Here is a 17,933-nt window from a genome sequence, read left to right on the forward strand (position 1 = left end):
TTTGCGGGTTTTTTTAAAACTAATTAGTATCAACCAATCAATTTTTTCATCAATTCATTGACTTGTGCAGGGTTGGCTTTACCTTTCGCAGCTTTCATCACTTGACCAACAAGACCGTTAAAAGCTTTCTCTTTACCAGATTTATACTCTTCAACCATCTTCTCGTTCGCAGCAAGCACTTCCTTAATGATTGCTTCAATTGCGCCTGTATCAGTTTCCTGTTTCAAGCCTTTTTCCGCAATAATCTCGTCCGCAGTTTTGCCTTCTTCCCACATAAAGCCAAATACTTGCTTCGCAATCTTACCGTTAATGGTGTTGTCCACAATACGTGCAATCATGCCACCAAGTTTCTCAGCAGAAACAGGAGAGTCAGTAAGTTCTAAGCCTGCTTTGTTTAGCGCCCCTGAGAATTCACCCATCACCCAGTTTGCAGCAATCTTACCTTGTGCAGCACCGCCAGCAGCTTTCACCACTTCTTCGTAAAATTCTGACATTTCACGAGTCAGTGTCAGTACGTGAGCATCATACTCAGTCACACCAAAGTCCGCCACGAAACGCGCACGACGAGCAGCAGGAAGCTCAGGCATTTGCGCTTTAATCGCTTCGATTTGCGCATCTGGAATCACCACAGGCAACAAGTCTGGATCAGGGAAGTAGCGGTAATCATTCGCTTCTTCTTTAGAACGCATTGAACGGGTTTCCATCTTCACAGGGTCGAACAGACGAGTTTCTTGGTCGATAGTGCCGTCCCATTCCAGAATTTCCATTTGACGTTCAATCTCAACATTGATCGCTTGCTCAATGAAACGGAATGAGTTCAAGTTTTTCAATTCACAACGTGTACCGAACGGTTGACCCGGACGACGTAAAGACACGTTACAGTCGGCACGGAACGAACCTTCTGCCATGTTACCGTCAGAAATACCTAACCAGCGTACTAACGTATGAATCGCCTTGATGTAGGCAACCGCTTCTTCAACCGAACGCATATCTGGCTCAGATACGATTTCAAGTAACGGTGTACCTGCACGGTTTAAGTCGATACCTGACATACCTTCGAACTGGTCATGAATCGATTTACCTGCATCTTCCTCAAGGTGCGCACGAGTCACGCCAATGCGTTTTACTGTGCCGTCTTCAAGCTGGATGTCGATATGACCCAAGCCTACAATCGGGTTATCCATCTGGCTGATCTGGTAGCCTTTTGGAGAATCCGGGTAGAAGTAGTTTTTACGTGCAAATACAGAAGCCTGATCGATATACGCATCGATCCCCAGACCAAAGCGAATCGCAAGATCAACGACTTCTTTGTTCAGTACTGGCAATACGCCCGGCATCGCAAGGTCTACAAGGCTCGCCTGAGTGTTTGGATCATTACCAAATTCAGTTGATGAACCAGAGAAGATTTTAGATTTAGTCGCAAGCTGAGTGTGAATCTCGATACCAATAACGACTTCCCAACCGTCAATCAGGTTAGATTTTGGTTTAGCAGCGTTTTTAGCCATTATGCATTCTCCTCAGCAATTGCAGCGCGTTTGGTGTGCCAGTCAGTCGCTTGTTGATACTGATGCACGACAGACAAGAGTTGTGATTCTGACCAGTAATTACCAATCAGCTGTAAGCCAACCGGTAAGTTGTCATTGTCAAAACCAACAGGCGCGTTAATCGCAGGAAGACCTGCAAGGTTTACCGCGATGGTATAGATGTCACCTAGGTACATTTCAACCGGAGACAGGTTTGCCCCGATACGGTATGCAGTAGTCGGTGCAGAAGGCGCAGCGATGACGTCTACAGATTCAAATGCTTTCAAGAAGTCTTGCTGGATTAAACGACGTACTTTCTGTGCTTTCACATAATAAGCATCGTAATAACCGGCAGACAGGGCATAGGTACCAATCAGGATACGACGCTGAACTTCAGCACCGAAACCTTCTGAACGAGAACGTTTGTAAAGATCGAGAAGATCTTTTGGCTCTTCACAACGGTAGCCATAACGCACACCGTCATAACGAGACAGGTTCGAAGATGCTTCTGCAGGTGCGATCAGGTAGTAAGTTGGAACATAAGCTTCAGTCATGTTGAGATCAATCTCAACCAGAGTTGCGCCCATTTCTTCCAGTTTTTTCAGTGATTCTTCAACGCGTGCTTTCACGTCTGCATCCAGACCTTCAACATTGAAGTACTGTTTTGGAATACCAATGCGCAGACCTTTTACAGAAGTACCGTTCAGGTTAGCAACGTAGTCATCAACATCTTTGTCCATTGATGTTGAATCTTTAGCATCGTGACCGGCCATCACATTCATCAGGTAAGCACAGTCTTCAGCCGAACGTGCCATAGGGCCGCCTTGGTCTAGAGATGATGCATACGCGATCATACCAAAACGTGATACACGGCCATAAGTCGGTTTTAGACCAGTCAGACCACAAAAAGATGCTGGTTGACGGATTGAACCACCGGTATCCGTACCGGTTGCAAAAGGTGCTAGATCAGCAGCCACAACCGCAGCAGAACCACCTGAAGAACCGCCTGGAACGTGATCTAATGCCCAAGGGTTTTTGGTCGCGCCAAAATAAGAAGACTCGGAAGTTGAACCCATGGCAAATTCATCCATGTTCACTTTACCAAGTGTGACTAAGCCCGCAGCTTTACCTTTCGCTACAACGGTCGCGTCGTAAGGAGAGATAAAATTGTCCAGCATTTTAGAACCGGCAGTGGTTTTAATGCCTTGGGTACAGAAGATATCTTTATGCGCAATGGGCACGCCAGTCAGGGCAGTGGCATTGCCGGCTTTGATTGCAGCATCGGCAGCATCAGCTTGAGCCAATGCCTGTTCAGCAGTCACGGTCACATAAGCCTTGACCTGTGCATCAATTTTTTCGATGCGTTTTAAATAGTGTTGAGTCAATTCGCGGGATGAAAATTGAGCATTTGCCAAACCTTCAGTCAGTTCACGAATGGATAAGCGGTGTAAATCTGTCATGAGAAATAATTCTTTACGTTTAATTTAATAAAAAGAATGAACTGGGTGGTAATTACTCAATCACGCGTGGGACGAGGTACAAACCGTCCTGTACAGCAGGTGCAACTGCTTGGTATTCCTCACGATGATTGCTTTCCGACACGACATCTTCACGTAAAGGCTGTGGGTGGTCGAAAGGGCTTTTCAGTGGTTCAACACCGTCAGTATCGATGCCTTTCAGGGTTTCCATCATGCCTAAAATTTTATTTAAACTTTGAGCATATTCAGCAGATTGCGTATCATTAAGAGATAACCTTGCGAGGTTGGCAATAGCTGAAACTGTTTCTGCATTTAAATCTGCAGAAGACTGTGCATCCGATGTAGACATAATATTACCTAATCAGTATTAAAAAAATTCAAATTATCATGCGTTATGATAAGCGATTGACTTGTCCAAATCATCACATTTAGTTAAAGTGGCCACCTTGCGTCCATATAAAGTTTAACTGAGAACGTCCCCGTGATTCTAAAACGACTAATAGGCTTGTTTTCGCCAGATCTCGCTATTGATTTAGGTACTGCAAATACACTTATTTATGCGCCAGGACGAGGCATTATATTAAATGAACCGACGGTTGTAGCCATCCGTCACAGTGGTTCACATAAAATTGTTGCTGCCGTAGGTCTTGACGCGAAACAAATGCTTGGTCGTACCCCAGCAAATATTTCTGCAATCCGTCCGATGAAAGACGGCGTGATTGCGGATTTCGAAGTGACCGAAACCATGTTAAATCAGTTCATTGGTAAGGTACACGAAAAACGTTTATTCCCGCCAGCGCCACGCGTAGTGGTTTGCGTGCCATGTAAATCGACACTGGTTGAACGCCGTGCGATCCGTGAAGCAGTTTATAATGCGGGTGCACGTGAAGTACGTCTGATTGAAGAACCGATGGCTGCTGCAATTGGTGCAGGCATGCCGGTTGAGCAGGCATGTGGTTCGATGGTTGTCGATGTGGGCGGCGGTACAACTGAGATTGCAGTCATTTCGTTGCAGGGTTGTGTATATGCAGACTCGCTGCGTATTGGCGGTGATGTATTTGATGAACAGATCATCAACTACGTACGTAAGGCACATGGTTGCGTGATCGGTGAAACCACAGCTGAAGTGATCAAAAAAGAAGTTGGCATGGCACTTCCAGATGAAGGTGCAAAACCGCTGGAAATTGAAGTTCGTGGCCGTAACCTGGCTGAAGGTGTGCCTCGCGCGATTGTGGTGAACTCGGATGAAGTCACTCAAGCGATCTCTGATCCACTACAAAACATCGTGTCTGCTGTGAAATCTGCATTGGAACAAACACCTCCTGAACTGTCTTCTGACATCGCTGAACGCGGGATCGTGTTGACCGGTGGTGGTGCATTGCTGCGTAACCTGGACAAGCTGCTTGCTAAAGAAACAGGTCTGCCTGTTGTGGTTGCTGAAGATCCACTGTCTTGCGTGACTCGTGGTGGTGGTAAGGTACTCGAATTCTTCGACAATCCAAATCATGACATGTTATTTGTAGGCTAAGACAAGGATTCGGCGGGTGCAAGCACATCTGTTTTCTCGACAACCGCCATCTTTTCGCTCTTTTATCATTGCACTGATAACATGTCTGGTGGTGCTGTTCTTTGACTGGCGCATGCCACATGTTGTTCAACCTGCAAGGGATGTCTTGTACGCGGCCTATAATCCCATTTATGCCGTGGCCAGCTATCCAGTACTGTCGCGAGAATGGCTGAATCAACAAACCAAATCTGAAGCACAACTGCGTCGTGAAAATACCGCGATGCGGGCTGAGCTATTGCAGGCGCAAGTTCGCCTACAAAAAATTGCAGAGCTTTCTGCAGAAAATACCCGTTTGCGCGGTCTTTTAGATACCTCTCTGATTCTTGATGGACGTATGGAAATTGCTGAGGTGATTGGTACCGATGCTGATCCGCTACGCCATATCATCGTGATCAACCGTGGTTCCAATAACAAGCTGAAAGTCGGTCAGACCGTACTGGATGACATGGGGATTATGGGACAGATTATTGATGTCTATGCGCATAGTAGCCGGGTTATGCTGCTCTCTGATAAAGAACACTCCTTGTCGGTACGTCTGGAACATACTGGCATGCGTGCCATTGTCTCGGGAACCGGGGATCTGGGACGCCTGAAAATGGAATATGTACCGACCAGTGCCAACATCGAAGTCGGTGAAAAAGTCTATAGCTCGGGTTTGGGACAGCATTTCCCGGCAGGCTATCTGGTCGGCACCGTCTCTAAAGTACAACGTCATAATTCAGGTGAATTTGCCCAGATTGATGTTACTCCAGCCGCGCAACTGGCTGGTGGTCATCATGTAGTGGTGTTATTTTCCGATTCTTTAGCGATGGAGCAGCCACATGTCGATCGCTAAACTGAAACCAAGAACCCATCGGGATCCCTTGTTGCCGATCATGATTTCGGTAATTTTTGCCTCGGTTCTGGTGGTCTATCCTTTATCTTATTCGCTCTCTGGCTGGCGCCCGCAGTTTATGCTGATGATCATGCTGTTCTGGGTGTTGTGTCAGCCGACCTGGTGTGGAATCTGGTTTGCATTTGCTACCGGGATATTCATTGATTTACTGCTTGATGCGCCTTTAGGTCTTAATGCACTTAGCTTTATCATCATTGCTTTTGTGGCACGTTTCCTGACCCGTGAGCGCCGTATTCTGACCTTTGCTAATTTATGGGTCATTACGGCAATTGCGATTCTGGCACATTTGATGATTATATTCTTTGCCCAGATTTCGACCGGCGTACAATTCTCATTTGCACGACATTGGATTCCCATGCTGACTAGTGTCATCATATGGCCAGTGCTTTATTACTTTTTGAGAAAATGGCGCATTTAATCCTCGCTTCCAGCTCACCCCGACGCCGTGAACTTTTGCAGCAACTCGGGCTGAACTTTGAGATCTCTAGCCCAGATGTAGACGAATCTGTACTGGAAAATGAGTCCATTGCAGCCTATGTCGAACGTCTGGCGCAAGTCAAAGCGGAAGCGGTGGCCAAGCTGTTTCCGGATGCCATTATTATTGCTGCGGATACCAGTTTAGGTGTGAATAATGAGATTTTGGGGAAACCTGAATCCAAACAGCATGCCTTTGAAATGTGGAAAAAAATTTCAGGGAGATGGCATGATGTGTTTACTGGAGTGTGCGTCCGCACAAAAGAAGAAAAATACAGTATAGTAGTTCGTACACAGGTTGAATTTCAGCCACTAAATAGCCATGATATGGAAAGTTACTGGGCAACAGGTGAGCCGCTTGGGAAAGCAGGCGCCTATGCAATACAGGGAATTGCAGCGCGTTATATTCCAAGAATAGAAGGTAGTTATTCGAATGTAGTGGGCTTGCCACTATATGAAACAGTACAGTTATTGCAGACGGTTAAGGCACTAAATTAACTGCTGAAAAAGAATTCTTATAATGTTTTGAGTGTTGTTATGTCTGACGAGTTGTTGATTAACGTCACACCGATGGAATGTCGGGTGGCGTTGATTGAAAACGGCACGGTGAATGAACTGTTTGTCGAGCGTACGGCCAAGCGCGGATTGGTCGGGAATATCTATAAAGGGAAAGTGGTCCGGGTCTTGCCGGGCATGCAGGCCGCTTTTGTTGATATTGGCCTGTCCAGAACGGCATTTTTGCATATCAATGACATGGTCTGGCCACGTAACCAGCCAACGCCGAATGTATTCGAGCTGTTGCAGCCGGGTCTGATTCTCACCGTTCAGGTGATGAAAGACATGCTCGGCACCAAGGGCGCACGTCTATCTACTGATCTTTCTATTCCTTCACGTTATTTGGTCCTGATGCCATATGGCAATCATATTGGTGTATCGCAGCGGATTGAATCCGAAGATGAACGCAATCGTTTACGCTCGATCATTGAGCGTATTCAGGCAGAACACAAGCTGCCAGGTTCCGTGATTGTCCGTACTGCTGCGGATGGCATTGAAGAGGAAGCCATTGCTCAGGATATGGCTTACTTAGCTAAACTATGGGAATACATCCAGCGCAAACAAAAAGTCATCGCAGTGCCTTCATTAATTTTTGAAGAGCTGCCTTTGCCACAGCGTGTCATTCGTGACTTGGCCAATGAAGAAACCGAAAAGATCTATATCGATTCACGTGAAATTCACGGCAAGCTGAAAGAGTTTGTGGATGAGTTCGTGCCGAACATGAAAGACCGTTTACTGCATTATCCGGGCGAGCGACCAATTTTCGATTTGTACAATGTCGAAGAAGATCTGCAAAAGGCTCTACAAACCCGTGTAGCACTGAAGTCCGGTGGTTATCTGATGATTGACCAGACTGAAGCCATGACCACAATTGACGTCAATACCGGTTCTTATGTGGGCGGTCGCTCGCTGGAAGATACGGTGTTTAAAACCAATATGGAAGCCACACAGGTCATTGCACGTCAGCTGCGTCTGCGTAATCTGGGCGGTATTATTATCATCGACTTCATTGACATGCAGGAAGCGCAGCATCGTGAAGAGGTGATGAACCAGTTTGTGAAAATGCTGGAACGTGATCATGCCAAAACCAAGATCACCCAGGTGTCTGAACTGGGGCTGGTGGAGATGACGCGTAAGCGTACCCGTGAGTCTTTGGAACACTTGTTATGCGAGTCCTGTCCGACCTGTCAGGGACGTGGATATGTGAAAACAGCAGAATCAGTGTGTTACGAAATCTTTCGAGAAATCCTGCGCTATGCTCGCGCTTATGAATCACAAAGTGGCTTTACTGTCGTTGCCCATCCGGCAGTGATTGATCGGCTGTTGACTGCAGAAGCCCCAGCTGTGGCGGATCTGGAACACTTTATTAATCGTGTAATTAAATTCCAGGTCGAAAATTTATACACGCAAGAGCAATACGATATCATTCTCAGCTGAAATTGTAACAGAATATCGTTAAACACTTGTTACATCTGAAATTTTACATCTCTACTGATATTTACAATACTAGAAACATCAAATTAGCCAAAGCCTTTCTCCCAGTTCTAGGCTTAGCAAAAGGAGTCTATGATGAGTATGAGTAAAGTTGTAATCAATAAAAGCTTGAAACACGTATTAGAACCAAAGGCTGTGCATGCAGGATATATTGTGGATGAACGCGGGAATGAAGTTCAGATTACAGCTTCTATGATTCGCTCTGTTTGCCATCAGTTATTAAAACAGTGTCGTACTATTAAAAGTTAATTAAACCAAAATAGATTGCAGTTATATGAATTTCATTCAAACTGTAAAAGGAATAAAATCAAGGGGCTTAAATTGCCCCTTTGTTTTTCAATAAATAATTGGCAAAAGTGCTCACACACTTTTTAGCAGTCCATTGCCAGATTTTATTCGTCCGCGGCTAACTGACCGCTTTCAACTTTGGGACGGGTTCACCATCCACAATCCGTTCGAAGCGCTGAATTTCTTCTTCAAGATGAGTCAACAGATTCTGCATTTTTGGTAGAGCATTACGGCAAGCGGTAAGACCTACTTCAAGCTTGTCCATATAACTGGTCATCGTGATATTCAGTGCTTGTCCATCCAGTACAATTGAAGCCGGATATAAGGCTTCTAAACGTGCGCCATTCCAGTATAGGGGTTCCTGAGGACCAGGGACATTTGAAATGATCACGTTAAATGCCTGACGTTTTGGCATTAAGCCAGATGCAATATTGAATCCTGCAAGACCATAGACAAAGGCACTATAGTTCAAAATTTGATTGGCATTCATGCGCTTAAAGCGCTCTTTAGCACTGAGTACACTGCGACGTACCGTTTTTAAGCGTTCTAAAGGATCATCCTTATGCGTGCCGAGATTCGCCAGAATCATGGTAATACGGTTGGAAACATCGGAATCATCGCTACGTACGGAAGCCGGCACCATCGCAATCAATGGTTTTTTCGGCAAAGCATTTTGTGTGAGTAAATATTCGCGTAAGGCACCTGAACAGATCGCCAGCACAATATCATTAATGGTTACACCTAAAGCTTTGGAAATATGACGCAGACGTGAGAACTCAAAAGATTGGGCTGCGAAACGACGTGAGGTACTAACACGCTGATTTAAAATCGAACTTGGCGCCTGAAAGCTGGATACATAATCTGGATTACGCCCCATATCTTTCAGTACGGTTTGCGATAATTCATAAGCCACTCGTGGTGTACATTCCAGCTGTCCTTTAATCGCCTGTAGCACATTCTTCATGCGGCTGACTTTCGGCGCTTTCAGACGTTTTGCTCGTGGGCCTTCTACACACCAAGGTGGCACAATACTTTTCGCATGTGGATCATGAGAAAGTGATTTTTCTACCAGACGCATGCCTGCAATACCATCTACCATCGCATGGTGAATCTTGAAGTACATGGCAAAACGGTTGCCTTCAATGCCTTCAATAATATGACAGGTCCAAAGCGGTTTAGCGCGGTCAATCAGTGCACTATGTTCTTGGGAAATATAAGTCAGCAGCTCGCGGATACGCCCAGGTTTCGGTAAGGCAATATGGCGAAAATGATGATCTAAATCAAATTCTTCATCTTCATCCCAGAATAAACCGTTTAAATAGTTATTAAATGGAGGAATCGGTGAGGATTTGGAATTACGTATATCAGTCACCAGATCCTGGATAAATGAGGCTGGTGCATTGTCAGGAATTTGAAACAAAAATAACCCGCCTACATGCATAGGCTGCTGCCGTTTCTCTAAAGACAAAAAAATAAAGTCAATCGGATGTAATGGACGCATAGCGTAGATTGCCTCACTGCATTTTCTTCAGCTGCTCATGTATAAGCAACCTTGTTAGAATTATTGGTATCACATTACAAAGTATAGCGATTTTGTCGCATAAAGGTACTGATTTTTCTGTAGCCGATTGGTTCACAAAAAAACCACCCGACGAACGGATGGTTTTTTAAGATTATTTTTTCAAGTTGCCGGCATGCAAGCCACATTCTTTATGGGTGGCTTCTTCCCACCACCAGCGTCCTTCGCGTTCATGCTGATTTGGCAGCACAGGGCGGGTGCAAGGTTCACAACCAATCGAGATGAAACCTTTTTCATGCAATGGATTGTATGGAATTTCCATCATACGGATATAATTCCACACATCCGCGCTAGACCAGTTAGCAAGGGGATTATATTTAATCAGCTGTTTGCCTGGACCAGAAAAACCTTCATCCGATTGAACCACCGGAATGTCATTACGTGTACCCGGACTTTGGTCTTTACGCTGACCGGTAACCCAGCCATCTAGAGTTGCCAGTTTTTTGCGTAAAGGTTGCACCTTGCGGATTCCACAACATTCCTGATGGCCGTCACGGTAGAAACTGAACAAACCTTTTTCAGTCGTCAGTTGTTGAATCGCCTCTGTTTCCGGGAAGCAGATTTCGATATCAATATTATAGTGCTGGCGAACCTTTTCAATAAATTGATAAGTCTCAGCATGCAGACGCCCTGTATCCAGGCTAAATACCCGGAAAGGTTTACCTAAATGCGATGCCATATCAATCAGTACAACATCTTCTGCACCAGAAAATGAAATAGCAATTTCACCTTCCTGGTCGAGAGCAAGCGCTAAAATTTCACTTGGTGATTTATCCGCATATTCAGATGCGAACGCATCTACCATAGCAATAGTGGGGATTTTGGTCATATGAGTCCTGGCAACATAGGCTTGGAAATGACGTGGCCTATATGAATTTATTTCAGATTTATTCTATTTTAATAGAAATGCCCAAAGCTACTTATCACTAAAAAATAAATACTTATGAAAAAAACAGATTTAAAAAAGAACAGTGCAAAATCTTTTTCTTCAGCTATGATAGGGCAAAATTTTTTCAATACAATTGAGGGGGATGCTTCATGGAAGTCGTATGTCTAGATCTAGAGGGCGTTTTGGTTCCAGAAATCTGGATCAATTTTGCTAAAAAAACAGGTATTAAAGAGCTCGAAGCAACGACACGTGATATTCCTGATTATGATGTGTTGATGACCCAGCGTTTGAATATTTTAAAACAGCATGGTTTGGGCCTAAATGATATCCAAGCCGTGATTGCGGATATGGGACCATTTGAAGGCGCTAAAGAATTTGTAGAATGGGTAAGTACTCATTTTCAGCTGATTATTCTGTCTGATACTTTCTATGAATTTGCTCATCCTTTAATGAAGCAATTAGGCTGGCCAACGATTTTCTGTCATAAACTGGAAACGGATGAAGCGGGCATGATCTCAGCCTATAAACTTCGTCAGCCAGATCAAAAACGTCAGGCTGTTAAAGCACTGCATGGTTTGAACTTCCGTGTGATTGCAGCAGGGGATTCTTATAACGATACTACGATGCTAGGTGAAGCAGATCATGGTTTCCTATTTGATGCGCCTGAAAATGTGATTGCTGAATTCCCGCAATTCCCGCCAATTCGTGGTTATGATGCGTTAAAAGAAGCGATTCGTAATGCTTCAGTACGTGACATTCCAGCTTAAATAATTTAGGTAAATAAAAAAAGGCGCTTTAAGCGCCCTTTCTTGTTGAATACTAATTTTTTAACGCAATTAGAAACGGTAGCCGATTTTTAAGCCATAACCCATGGCATGGTTGTCTTCAAAATCACCTACAATAGTGCCGCCTGTTTGTGCTTGTGCATCTCCTAGCCAGAAGTATTTAACCCCAGCCTGGATAAAATAGTCTTCTGTAGGGCTGTATTGGCCGCCTAGACCGACACTCCAATAACCTTCAGTTGGACCCAAGGTGGTTACCGGGTTTCCTGCACCTGAGTCATAACCTACAGAAGCTGAACCTGACCATTTATTATTGAATTTGCGACCTACACCGACTGTTGCTGACCATTGATCATCAGAGTAATCGATCAGATTTTGTGCTTTTCCTTTTGCCAAGGCTGAAGCTTGAGCGAGTAAAGATGGTGTCACAGCAAATTGGTCCCAATGAACCCAACGAAGATTTGCAAAAGCAATAGTATTTTGAGCGATACCTGACTGTAGATCAATATTTACCGACTGAGGTGTAACCGCCTCAACAGTGCTTTCTCTTTCACCTAAAGTCGCCAATAATGGTTTAGCTGGACTTAAAGGATGACCTGCATCAGGAAGTTTTTGTCCTAAAAGAGCTAAATCAGACTGTTCAGAAGATTTTGCTTTATGCTTAATTTCTGAACGATAGGTAACAGAAGCTTTTAATGCAATTTCAGGAATTTGATAAGCAAATCCAGCAAGCCATCCAAAGGCTTCTTCTTGTTTAAGCTGAATGTTATAGCCACTTAATAAAGAATAAGCACCCCCCCGTAATTTAATATCAGCCTCAACAGTTTGCCACACTGGACCAGCATAGAAATTCCAGTTTTCTGTAGGTTGATAACCAATGAGGGCAGTTAAATTATGTGTGTCAACATCAACTGATGTACCTTCTACACCATTACCAAAAGAACCAGCAGTTTCAGCGTATGTTGCATCTGCTCCAAAAGGTTGATCATAGATCAAGCCTAAAGAAATTTTGTCTGTTGCTTGAACTTTAATTGCAGCAGAGAGGAAATAGTAATCTTCCCCCATGTCGTTAATTTTTTCACCTTCAAAAGCAGATACTTTAGATTTCCCTTTCACAGTTGGATCAAGAACAGAAATTCCTGCTTCTGCATAGTTACCCGGCTGTAAAAAAGCAGAAATAGATTGACCAGAACGATCTAAGCCAGCTGCTTGAACTGCAGAAAGAGGTAAAGTGCTAAGTAAAATAGCAGAATAAATTTTATTGAGCTTCATGGTACGTTCCCTGATGCCATCTGTAACAAAAATGTGCTGGAAAAGTAACATAATTTTAAAAAGAGTAAATACTCAGCTCTGTTGAAGAAATGAACTATGGCGGTTATAAAAAATGATTGCTTAGAGTATTTATACTATATTTTTTTTAATTAACTTGATGAAAATAAACAAATAATGATTTTTATTAAAATATATAGAAAGTTGAACTCAGGAAAAATTTGATTGGTGATAAAAGCATCGAATAGTATGCGGGTGTATAAAAATATAAATGAGGCAGTAAAAACCACCCGAAGGTGGTTTTTATTAACTAACAGGAATTAGAAGCGATAGCCGATTTTCAGACCATATGCCCATGCATCGTTATCTTCAAATTCAGCAACATACTCAGGACTACCAGCTTGTGCACCAGTTTGTGCTTTTGCATCACCTAACATAAAGTATTTTACACCACCAGCAATGAAAGTGGCTGGGGTTGGGCTGTATTGAAGACCTAGGCCAACATTCCAGTAACCTTCAGTTGGACCAAGTGTAGATACAGGGTTGCCTGCACCAGAATCCCAACCTACTGATACGTTACCAGCCCATAGGTCATTAAATTTACGGCCTACACCTACAGTTGCTGAAATTTGGTCATCTTCATATTCAACAAGATTAAAGCCATCTGGACGACCTATTAGAGGGCCTACAGCTTCACTTACATTGCCAAATTGGTAAGGACGAATAGAAAAGTTTGACCAGTCTACCCAGCGTACATTAGCGAAAGCTACAGTATTTGCCATTACACCTGTTTGGAAATCCAAGTTTACAGATTGAGGTGTAGTAATTTTAGTTTTGCCTGAATCATCTAGAGTAGCAAGCTGAGCAGGAGAAACACCTAGACCACCTAATACAGTTGTTAGTAAAGGGAAGTTTAAAAGTGATAAGTCTTCAGAAGCTGAAATATCATGGTCAATTTCTGAACGATAAGTTACAGAAGCTTTTAAAGCAATATCTGGGATTTGGAAGGCTAAACCTGCTAACCAGCCTGTACCACTTGTTTCTTTAAATGTCGCATCATAACCATTGAAAAGGCTATATGCTTGACCGCGTAAGCTTAGATTCCCTTTAACGGTTTGATAGACACCACCACCGTAGATATTCCAGTTTTCAGTCGGTTGGTAACCAAAAACTAAAGATAGGTTTTGAGTATCTACTTCAACTTTAGTATTCCCTTCGCCTAAGAAATTATTACCTGCAGCAAGTGCTCCAGTTAACTGTTGAAATGCTGCACTATCTCTAACTTGTTGAGAAGCAAATGCTATTGTTTGGTCATTTACTGGCTGTCCTTGAGCTTCAAGAGCTGCAATTGCTCTAGTACGTACAATATTATTTATTGCACCAGTTGATAAGATAGTGTCTGTACCTGGGTTTGAAGTAAAGACATTGGTACCTTGGTATTCTGCATCAGCGCCATATGGTTGGTCATATAAAATACCGACTGAGAATTTTTCAGTAGGTTGAAATTTTAAGGCCGCGCTTGGGAAATAGTAATCACCAGCCATATCTTCAATATTACGGCGTGTTTCACTTGTACCAGCTTCTTTACCAGATACATCTGGATCTAGGACTGAAATACCTGCTTCAAAATAGTTACCAGGTTGCAGGAAGGCCGCCATTGATTGGCCTGAACGATCTAGTGCTGCTGCAAATGCGCCTGTCATAGGCACAGTTGCAAGAATCATTGCAGTAGTTAATGTTTTTAATTTCATTTACGTCTTTCCTTGAGGTACAAATTTATATCTAGCGTTGTTGTTTGCACTTATTAAATTCTTGGAGATTTCGGGTATTTATCCGCAATCATTTGTTACTCCATGTGACAAAAATAGCACAATTAAAATAAGAGTAAATGCTCTAGAAAAAACTAATTAGTCTAAAAAAGCATCAAAATAGAGTTTTTGCACCAAAAAATAGCCTTATTTTGAAATAAGTATTTGAAAGTAAAGTAAATAAAATAATGGAGAAAAAATGATTTTTTGTATAAAAAATATTCTAAAAATATGAAGATTAACGCTAATTTTTTGAAGTATAGATCACATTTTGAAAGGATGGTGCGCCCTGCGGGACTCGAACCCACGTCGGTCGCTTAGGAGGCAACTGCTCTATCCAGTTAAGCTAAGGGCGCAAAAAGAAGGCTATTGTACTGTAAAAATGCAAAAAAAAGTTATTGCCGAAACAATAACTTTAAAAATCATCGATTAAAAGATTTTTTGATTAATTCTTAGGGCGCAGTGCCTTAAACAGAATAAACATGATCACGACCCAGATCGGAAGCATCAGCACTGATTCTTTAAAACCTTGTGTCCACATGATGTAAAGAATGGTCGCAATGAAAGCTAAAACCAGAATATTACTTGCAGGTGACCACAATGCAGGGAAACTGGTCTTTTGTCCTAACTGCTTCATGCTTTGCATAAACTTGAAGTGAGTCAGGCTAATCATTGCCCAGTTCAGTACTAATGCACCTACCACCACATAAATCAGATGACTTAAGGCATCTTCAGGAACAAAGTAGTTTAGGAGTACACAGCCGAAAATCAGCAGAGCAGAGAACAGAACTGCAGGAATTGGCACCCCTTGTTTGTTCACGGTCTTGAAGATTTTAGGGGCATTACCTTGCTGCGCCAGACCATAGAGCATACGGCTATTGGCATACATACCACTGTTATAAACAGAAAGTGCAGCTGTCAGGATGATGAAGTTCAGCAGATGTGCTGCCCAGTCAATCCCCAGCTGGCTGAAGATCATCACAAACGGGCTTTTATCCAGGCCACCCAGTTCCAGTTGGTTCCAAGGCACTAAAGACAACAGGATTGTCAATGCACCTACATAGAATACCAGAATACGGAATACCACCTGATTAATCGCTTTTGGAATGGTTTTTTCTGGATTTTCAGCTTCTGCTGCTGCCATCCCGATCAGTTCAATCCCCCCGAAGGCAAACATCAGGAAGGCCAGCATATAGAATAAGCCTTCAAAGCCATTAGGGAAGAAACCACCCGCAGTCCAGAGGTTACTGAAAGAAGCCCCTGAAGATGCATCAGCGGTCAGGATCAGATAGAGACCAAAGACAATCATGGAAATGACTGCAGTCACTTTCACAATGGACAGCCAGAATTCTGATTCACCGTAAAATTTCACATTGCCGAGATTGACCAGCGTAATTACGATGAAGAAAAACAGGACTGAGGTCCAGGCAGGAATATGCGGCCACCAGTAATTAATATATTTTGCAACGGCGGTAAGTTCGGTCATGGCTACCAGGATATATAAGATCCAGTAGTTCCAACCCGCAAGGAAACCGGGGAATTTGCCCCAGTATTTATAAGCAAAATGGCTGAATGAACCTGCTACAGGTTCATGAACAATCATCTCACCCAATTGACGCATGATTAAGAATGCAATTAAGCCACCAATGGCATAGCCAAGAATAATAGAAGGACCCGCAGATTGGATCACCTGTGCGGAACCTAAGAATAAGCCTGTGCCAATTGCACCGCCCATGGCGATCAACTGAATATGACGGTTCTTTAAGCCACGCTGAAGTTGTGAAGACTCGTTATTCAAAGTGTTCAGCCCGACAATGTAAGAAATAGGTATAAAGATTGTAATGGAACAAAGTTAAGAAGCCTAGAGCACCCGTCTGGATGAAATATTATTATCGTATTTATAAAAAAAATTATAAAAATAAATAGAATAAAAGATATGTGAATCAATATATTAATTTTATTGAAAATGTAACTGATGAGTTTGCTGTTTTTTTAACTCGACACAAATGCTGTTTTTTTATACTTAGGTCGGGCAAGGCAACTACTTGGCTTTAAACCGATTATACTCGTCTCACAAATATTCAATAATTTTGATCAGAATAAAGACAAGCCAGAGGAAGAAAGTATTCATGAGTTTCGCTGCTCAAATCAAAATCCCAGCCACTTATATGCGCGGAGGCACCAGTAAAGGGGTATTCTTTAAACTGGACGATTTACCTGATGCTGCACAACAGGCAGGCCGGATTCGGGACCAGTTATTATTAAGAGTGATCGGCAGCCCGGATCCATATGGCAAGCAGATTGATGGGATGGGCGGTGCCAGTTCAAGTACCAGCAAAACTGTGATTTTGTCTAAAAGTCAGCAAGAAAATCATGATATAGATTATCTGTTTGGTCAGGTATCGATTGATCGACCTTTTGTGGACTGGAGTGGTAATTGTGGCAATCTGACTGCAGCAGTTGGGGCATTTGCGATTTCCAATGGTCTAGTCGATCCTGCACGTATTCCTGAAAATGGGCTGTGTACGGTTCGAATCTGGCAGGCGAATATTCAGAAAACCATTATTGCCCATGTACCGATGCAGAATGGTCAGGTTCAGGAACTAGGTGATTTTGAGCTGGATGGCGTAACTTTTCCAGCAGCCGAAGTGCAGATTGAATTTCTGGATCCTGCCGATGATGATGCCGAGGGCGGTTCAATGTTTCCGACTGGAAATTTAACCGATACGCTGGAAGTACCGAATATTGGCAGCTTTGAAGTGACGATGATTAATGCCGGGATCCCGACAGTTTTTTTAAAAGCAGAAGACCTGGGCTATAACGGTACCGAGTTACAGGACCATATCAACAATGATGCAGCTGCCTTGGTGAAGTTTGAAACCATCCGAGCTTATGCTGCTCAACAGATGGGTCTGATTCAGGACATTAGTGAAGCTGTTACACGTCAGCATACGCCAAAGATCGCCTTTGTGGCTCCGCCAAAGACTTATACGTCCTCTAGTGGTAAGGAAGTCACTGAGGCAGATAGCGATATTCTGGTCCGTGCCTTATCGATGGGTAAATTGCATCATGCCATGATGGGGACAGCGGCTGTAGCGATTGGGACAGCGGCAGCAATTCCGGGAACCTTGGTCAATCGTGTTGCGGGTGGTGGTGAACGTGAATCAGTCCGCTTCGGTCATCCTTCCGGTACCTTAAGAGTGGGTGCGCAAGCAGTGCAGGAAAATGGAGAATGGAAAGTGAAAAAAGCCATTATGAGTCGTAGTGCTCGTGTGCTAATGGAAGGTTGGGTGCGTGTTCCTGAAGATGTTCTTTCTTAAAATTATTTCTTG

The 17,933-nt window shown here is 43.3% G+C and carries 16 protein-coding genes and 1 tRNA gene; 8 read left to right on the plus strand and 9 right to left on the minus strand.

The features are described 5' to 3' along the window. Positions 1-29 precede the first annotated feature (29 nt). From gatB to gatC, 3 genes are read right to left on the minus strand one after another with little or no spacing between them, the layout of a single operon-like run. Positions 30-1,505, minus strand: a complete 1,476-nt coding sequence (gatB, locus tag F897_RS06805; RefSeq protein ID WP_005234476.1) for an Asp-tRNA(Asn)/Glu-tRNA(Gln) amidotransferase subunit GatB — start codon at positions 1,503-1,505, stop codon at positions 30-32. Continuing rightward, positions 1,505-2,983 (minus strand): Asp-tRNA(Asn)/Glu-tRNA(Gln) amidotransferase subunit GatA, encoded by a 1,479-nt coding sequence (gene gatA / locus F897_RS06810; RefSeq protein ID WP_005234478.1) that lies wholly within the window; start codon positions 2,981-2,983, stop codon positions 1,505-1,507. The genes gatB and gatA overlap by 1 nt, the downstream gene beginning before the upstream one ends. A 52-nt stretch (positions 2,984-3,035) precedes the next feature. After that, complete coding sequence (gene gatC, locus F897_RS06815) at positions 3,036-3,350, minus strand: Asp-tRNA(Asn)/Glu-tRNA(Gln) amidotransferase subunit GatC (protein WP_005234479.1); 315 nt, start codon at positions 3,348-3,350, stop codon at positions 3,036-3,038. Positions 3,351-3,482: 132 nt separating this feature from the next. Here gatC and F897_RS06820 point away from each other — a divergent pair, with 132 nt between their 5' ends. The 6 genes from F897_RS06820 (at position 3,483) to F897_RS17685 (ending at position 8,235) form a co-directional block, all read left to right on the plus strand. Continuing rightward, positions 3,483-4,529, plus strand: coding sequence for a rod shape-determining protein (locus F897_RS06820; RefSeq protein WP_005234480.1), 1,047 nt, complete (start codon positions 3,483-3,485; stop codon positions 4,527-4,529). A 16-nt stretch (positions 4,530-4,545) separates the two neighbouring features. Continuing rightward, positions 4,546-5,403, plus strand: a complete 858-nt coding sequence (gene mreC / locus F897_RS06825; RefSeq protein WP_005234481.1) for a rod shape-determining protein MreC — start codon at positions 4,546-4,548, stop codon at positions 5,401-5,403. Then, positions 5,390-5,881 carry a rod shape-determining protein MreD gene (gene mreD / locus F897_RS06830; RefSeq protein ID WP_005234482.1) on the plus strand — a complete coding sequence of 164 codons (492 nt, stop codon included), beginning with the start codon at positions 5,390-5,392 and terminating at the stop codon, positions 5,879-5,881. The genes mreC and mreD overlap by 14 nt, the downstream gene beginning before the upstream one ends. Continuing rightward, positions 5,869-6,435 carry a Maf-like protein gene (locus F897_RS06835; protein WP_034581127.1) on the plus strand — a complete coding sequence of 189 codons (567 nt, stop codon included), beginning with the start codon at positions 5,869-5,871 and terminating at the stop codon, positions 6,433-6,435. The genes mreD and F897_RS06835 overlap by 13 nt, the downstream gene beginning before the upstream one ends. Before the next feature lie 39 nt (positions 6,436-6,474). Further along, on the plus strand, positions 6,475-7,929 hold the full coding sequence (gene rng, locus F897_RS06840; protein ID WP_005234484.1) for a ribonuclease G: 1,455 nt from the start codon (positions 6,475-6,477) through the stop codon (positions 7,927-7,929). Between the two features lie 132 nt (positions 7,930-8,061). After that, positions 8,062-8,235, plus strand: coding sequence for a PA1571 family protein (locus F897_RS17685; RefSeq protein ID WP_004783090.1), 174 nt, complete (start codon positions 8,062-8,064; stop codon positions 8,233-8,235). A 157-nt stretch (positions 8,236-8,392) separates the two neighbouring features. Here the strand turns inward: F897_RS17685 and F897_RS06845 are convergent, their stop codons facing one another. Together F897_RS06845 and F897_RS06850 are read right to left on the minus strand one after the other, a co-directional pair. Next, the gene (locus tag F897_RS06845) at positions 8,393-9,775 is read right to left on the minus strand and encodes a WS/DGAT/MGAT family O-acyltransferase (RefSeq protein WP_005234485.1); all 1,383 of its coding nucleotides are present in this window, start codon (positions 9,773-9,775) and stop codon (positions 8,393-8,395) included. A 172-nt stretch (positions 9,776-9,947) separates the two neighbouring features. Then, positions 9,948-10,682, minus strand: a complete 735-nt coding sequence (locus F897_RS06850) for a phosphoadenylyl-sulfate reductase (protein WP_005234487.1) — start codon at positions 10,680-10,682, stop codon at positions 9,948-9,950. A gap of 209 nt (positions 10,683-10,891) precedes the next feature. Between F897_RS06850 and thrH the strand changes: the two genes are divergently transcribed. Further along, positions 10,892-11,509 (plus strand): bifunctional phosphoserine phosphatase/homoserine phosphotransferase ThrH, encoded by a 618-nt coding sequence (gene thrH / locus F897_RS06855; RefSeq protein ID WP_005234489.1) that lies wholly within the window; start codon positions 10,892-10,894, stop codon positions 11,507-11,509. Between the two features lie 69 nt (positions 11,510-11,578). Here the strand turns inward: thrH and F897_RS06860 are convergent, their stop codons facing one another. From F897_RS06860 to F897_RS06875, 4 genes are all read right to left on the minus strand, one after another. After that, on the minus strand, positions 11,579-12,796 hold the full coding sequence (locus tag F897_RS06860; protein WP_005234491.1) for an OmpP1/FadL family transporter: 1,218 nt from the start codon (positions 12,794-12,796) through the stop codon (positions 11,579-11,581). 317 nt (positions 12,797-13,113) lie between these two features. Next, on the minus strand, positions 13,114-14,544 hold the full coding sequence (locus F897_RS06865; RefSeq protein ID WP_005234493.1) for an outer membrane protein transport protein: 1,431 nt from the start codon (positions 14,542-14,544) through the stop codon (positions 13,114-13,116). A 337-nt stretch (positions 14,545-14,881) separates the two neighbouring features. Beyond that, positions 14,882-14,957, minus strand: a tRNA-Arg gene (locus F897_RS06870). 89 nt (positions 14,958-15,046) lie between these two features. Further along, the gene (locus F897_RS06875) at positions 15,047-16,399 is read right to left on the minus strand and encodes an amino acid permease (protein WP_004783078.1); all 1,353 of its coding nucleotides are present in this window, start codon (positions 16,397-16,399) and stop codon (positions 15,047-15,049) included. Between the two features lie 331 nt (positions 16,400-16,730). On the opposite strand from F897_RS06875, the gene prpF reads away from it, so the two are divergent. Beyond that, positions 16,731-17,921, plus strand: a complete 1,191-nt coding sequence (gene prpF, locus F897_RS06880; RefSeq protein ID WP_005234496.1) for a 2-methylaconitate cis-trans isomerase PrpF — start codon at positions 16,731-16,733, stop codon at positions 17,919-17,921. The last annotated feature ends 12 nt before the right edge of the window (positions 17,922-17,933 follow it).

Source organism: Acinetobacter variabilis, assembly GCF_000369625.1.
GTDB lineage: Bacteria > Pseudomonadota > Gammaproteobacteria > Pseudomonadales > Moraxellaceae > Acinetobacter > Acinetobacter variabilis.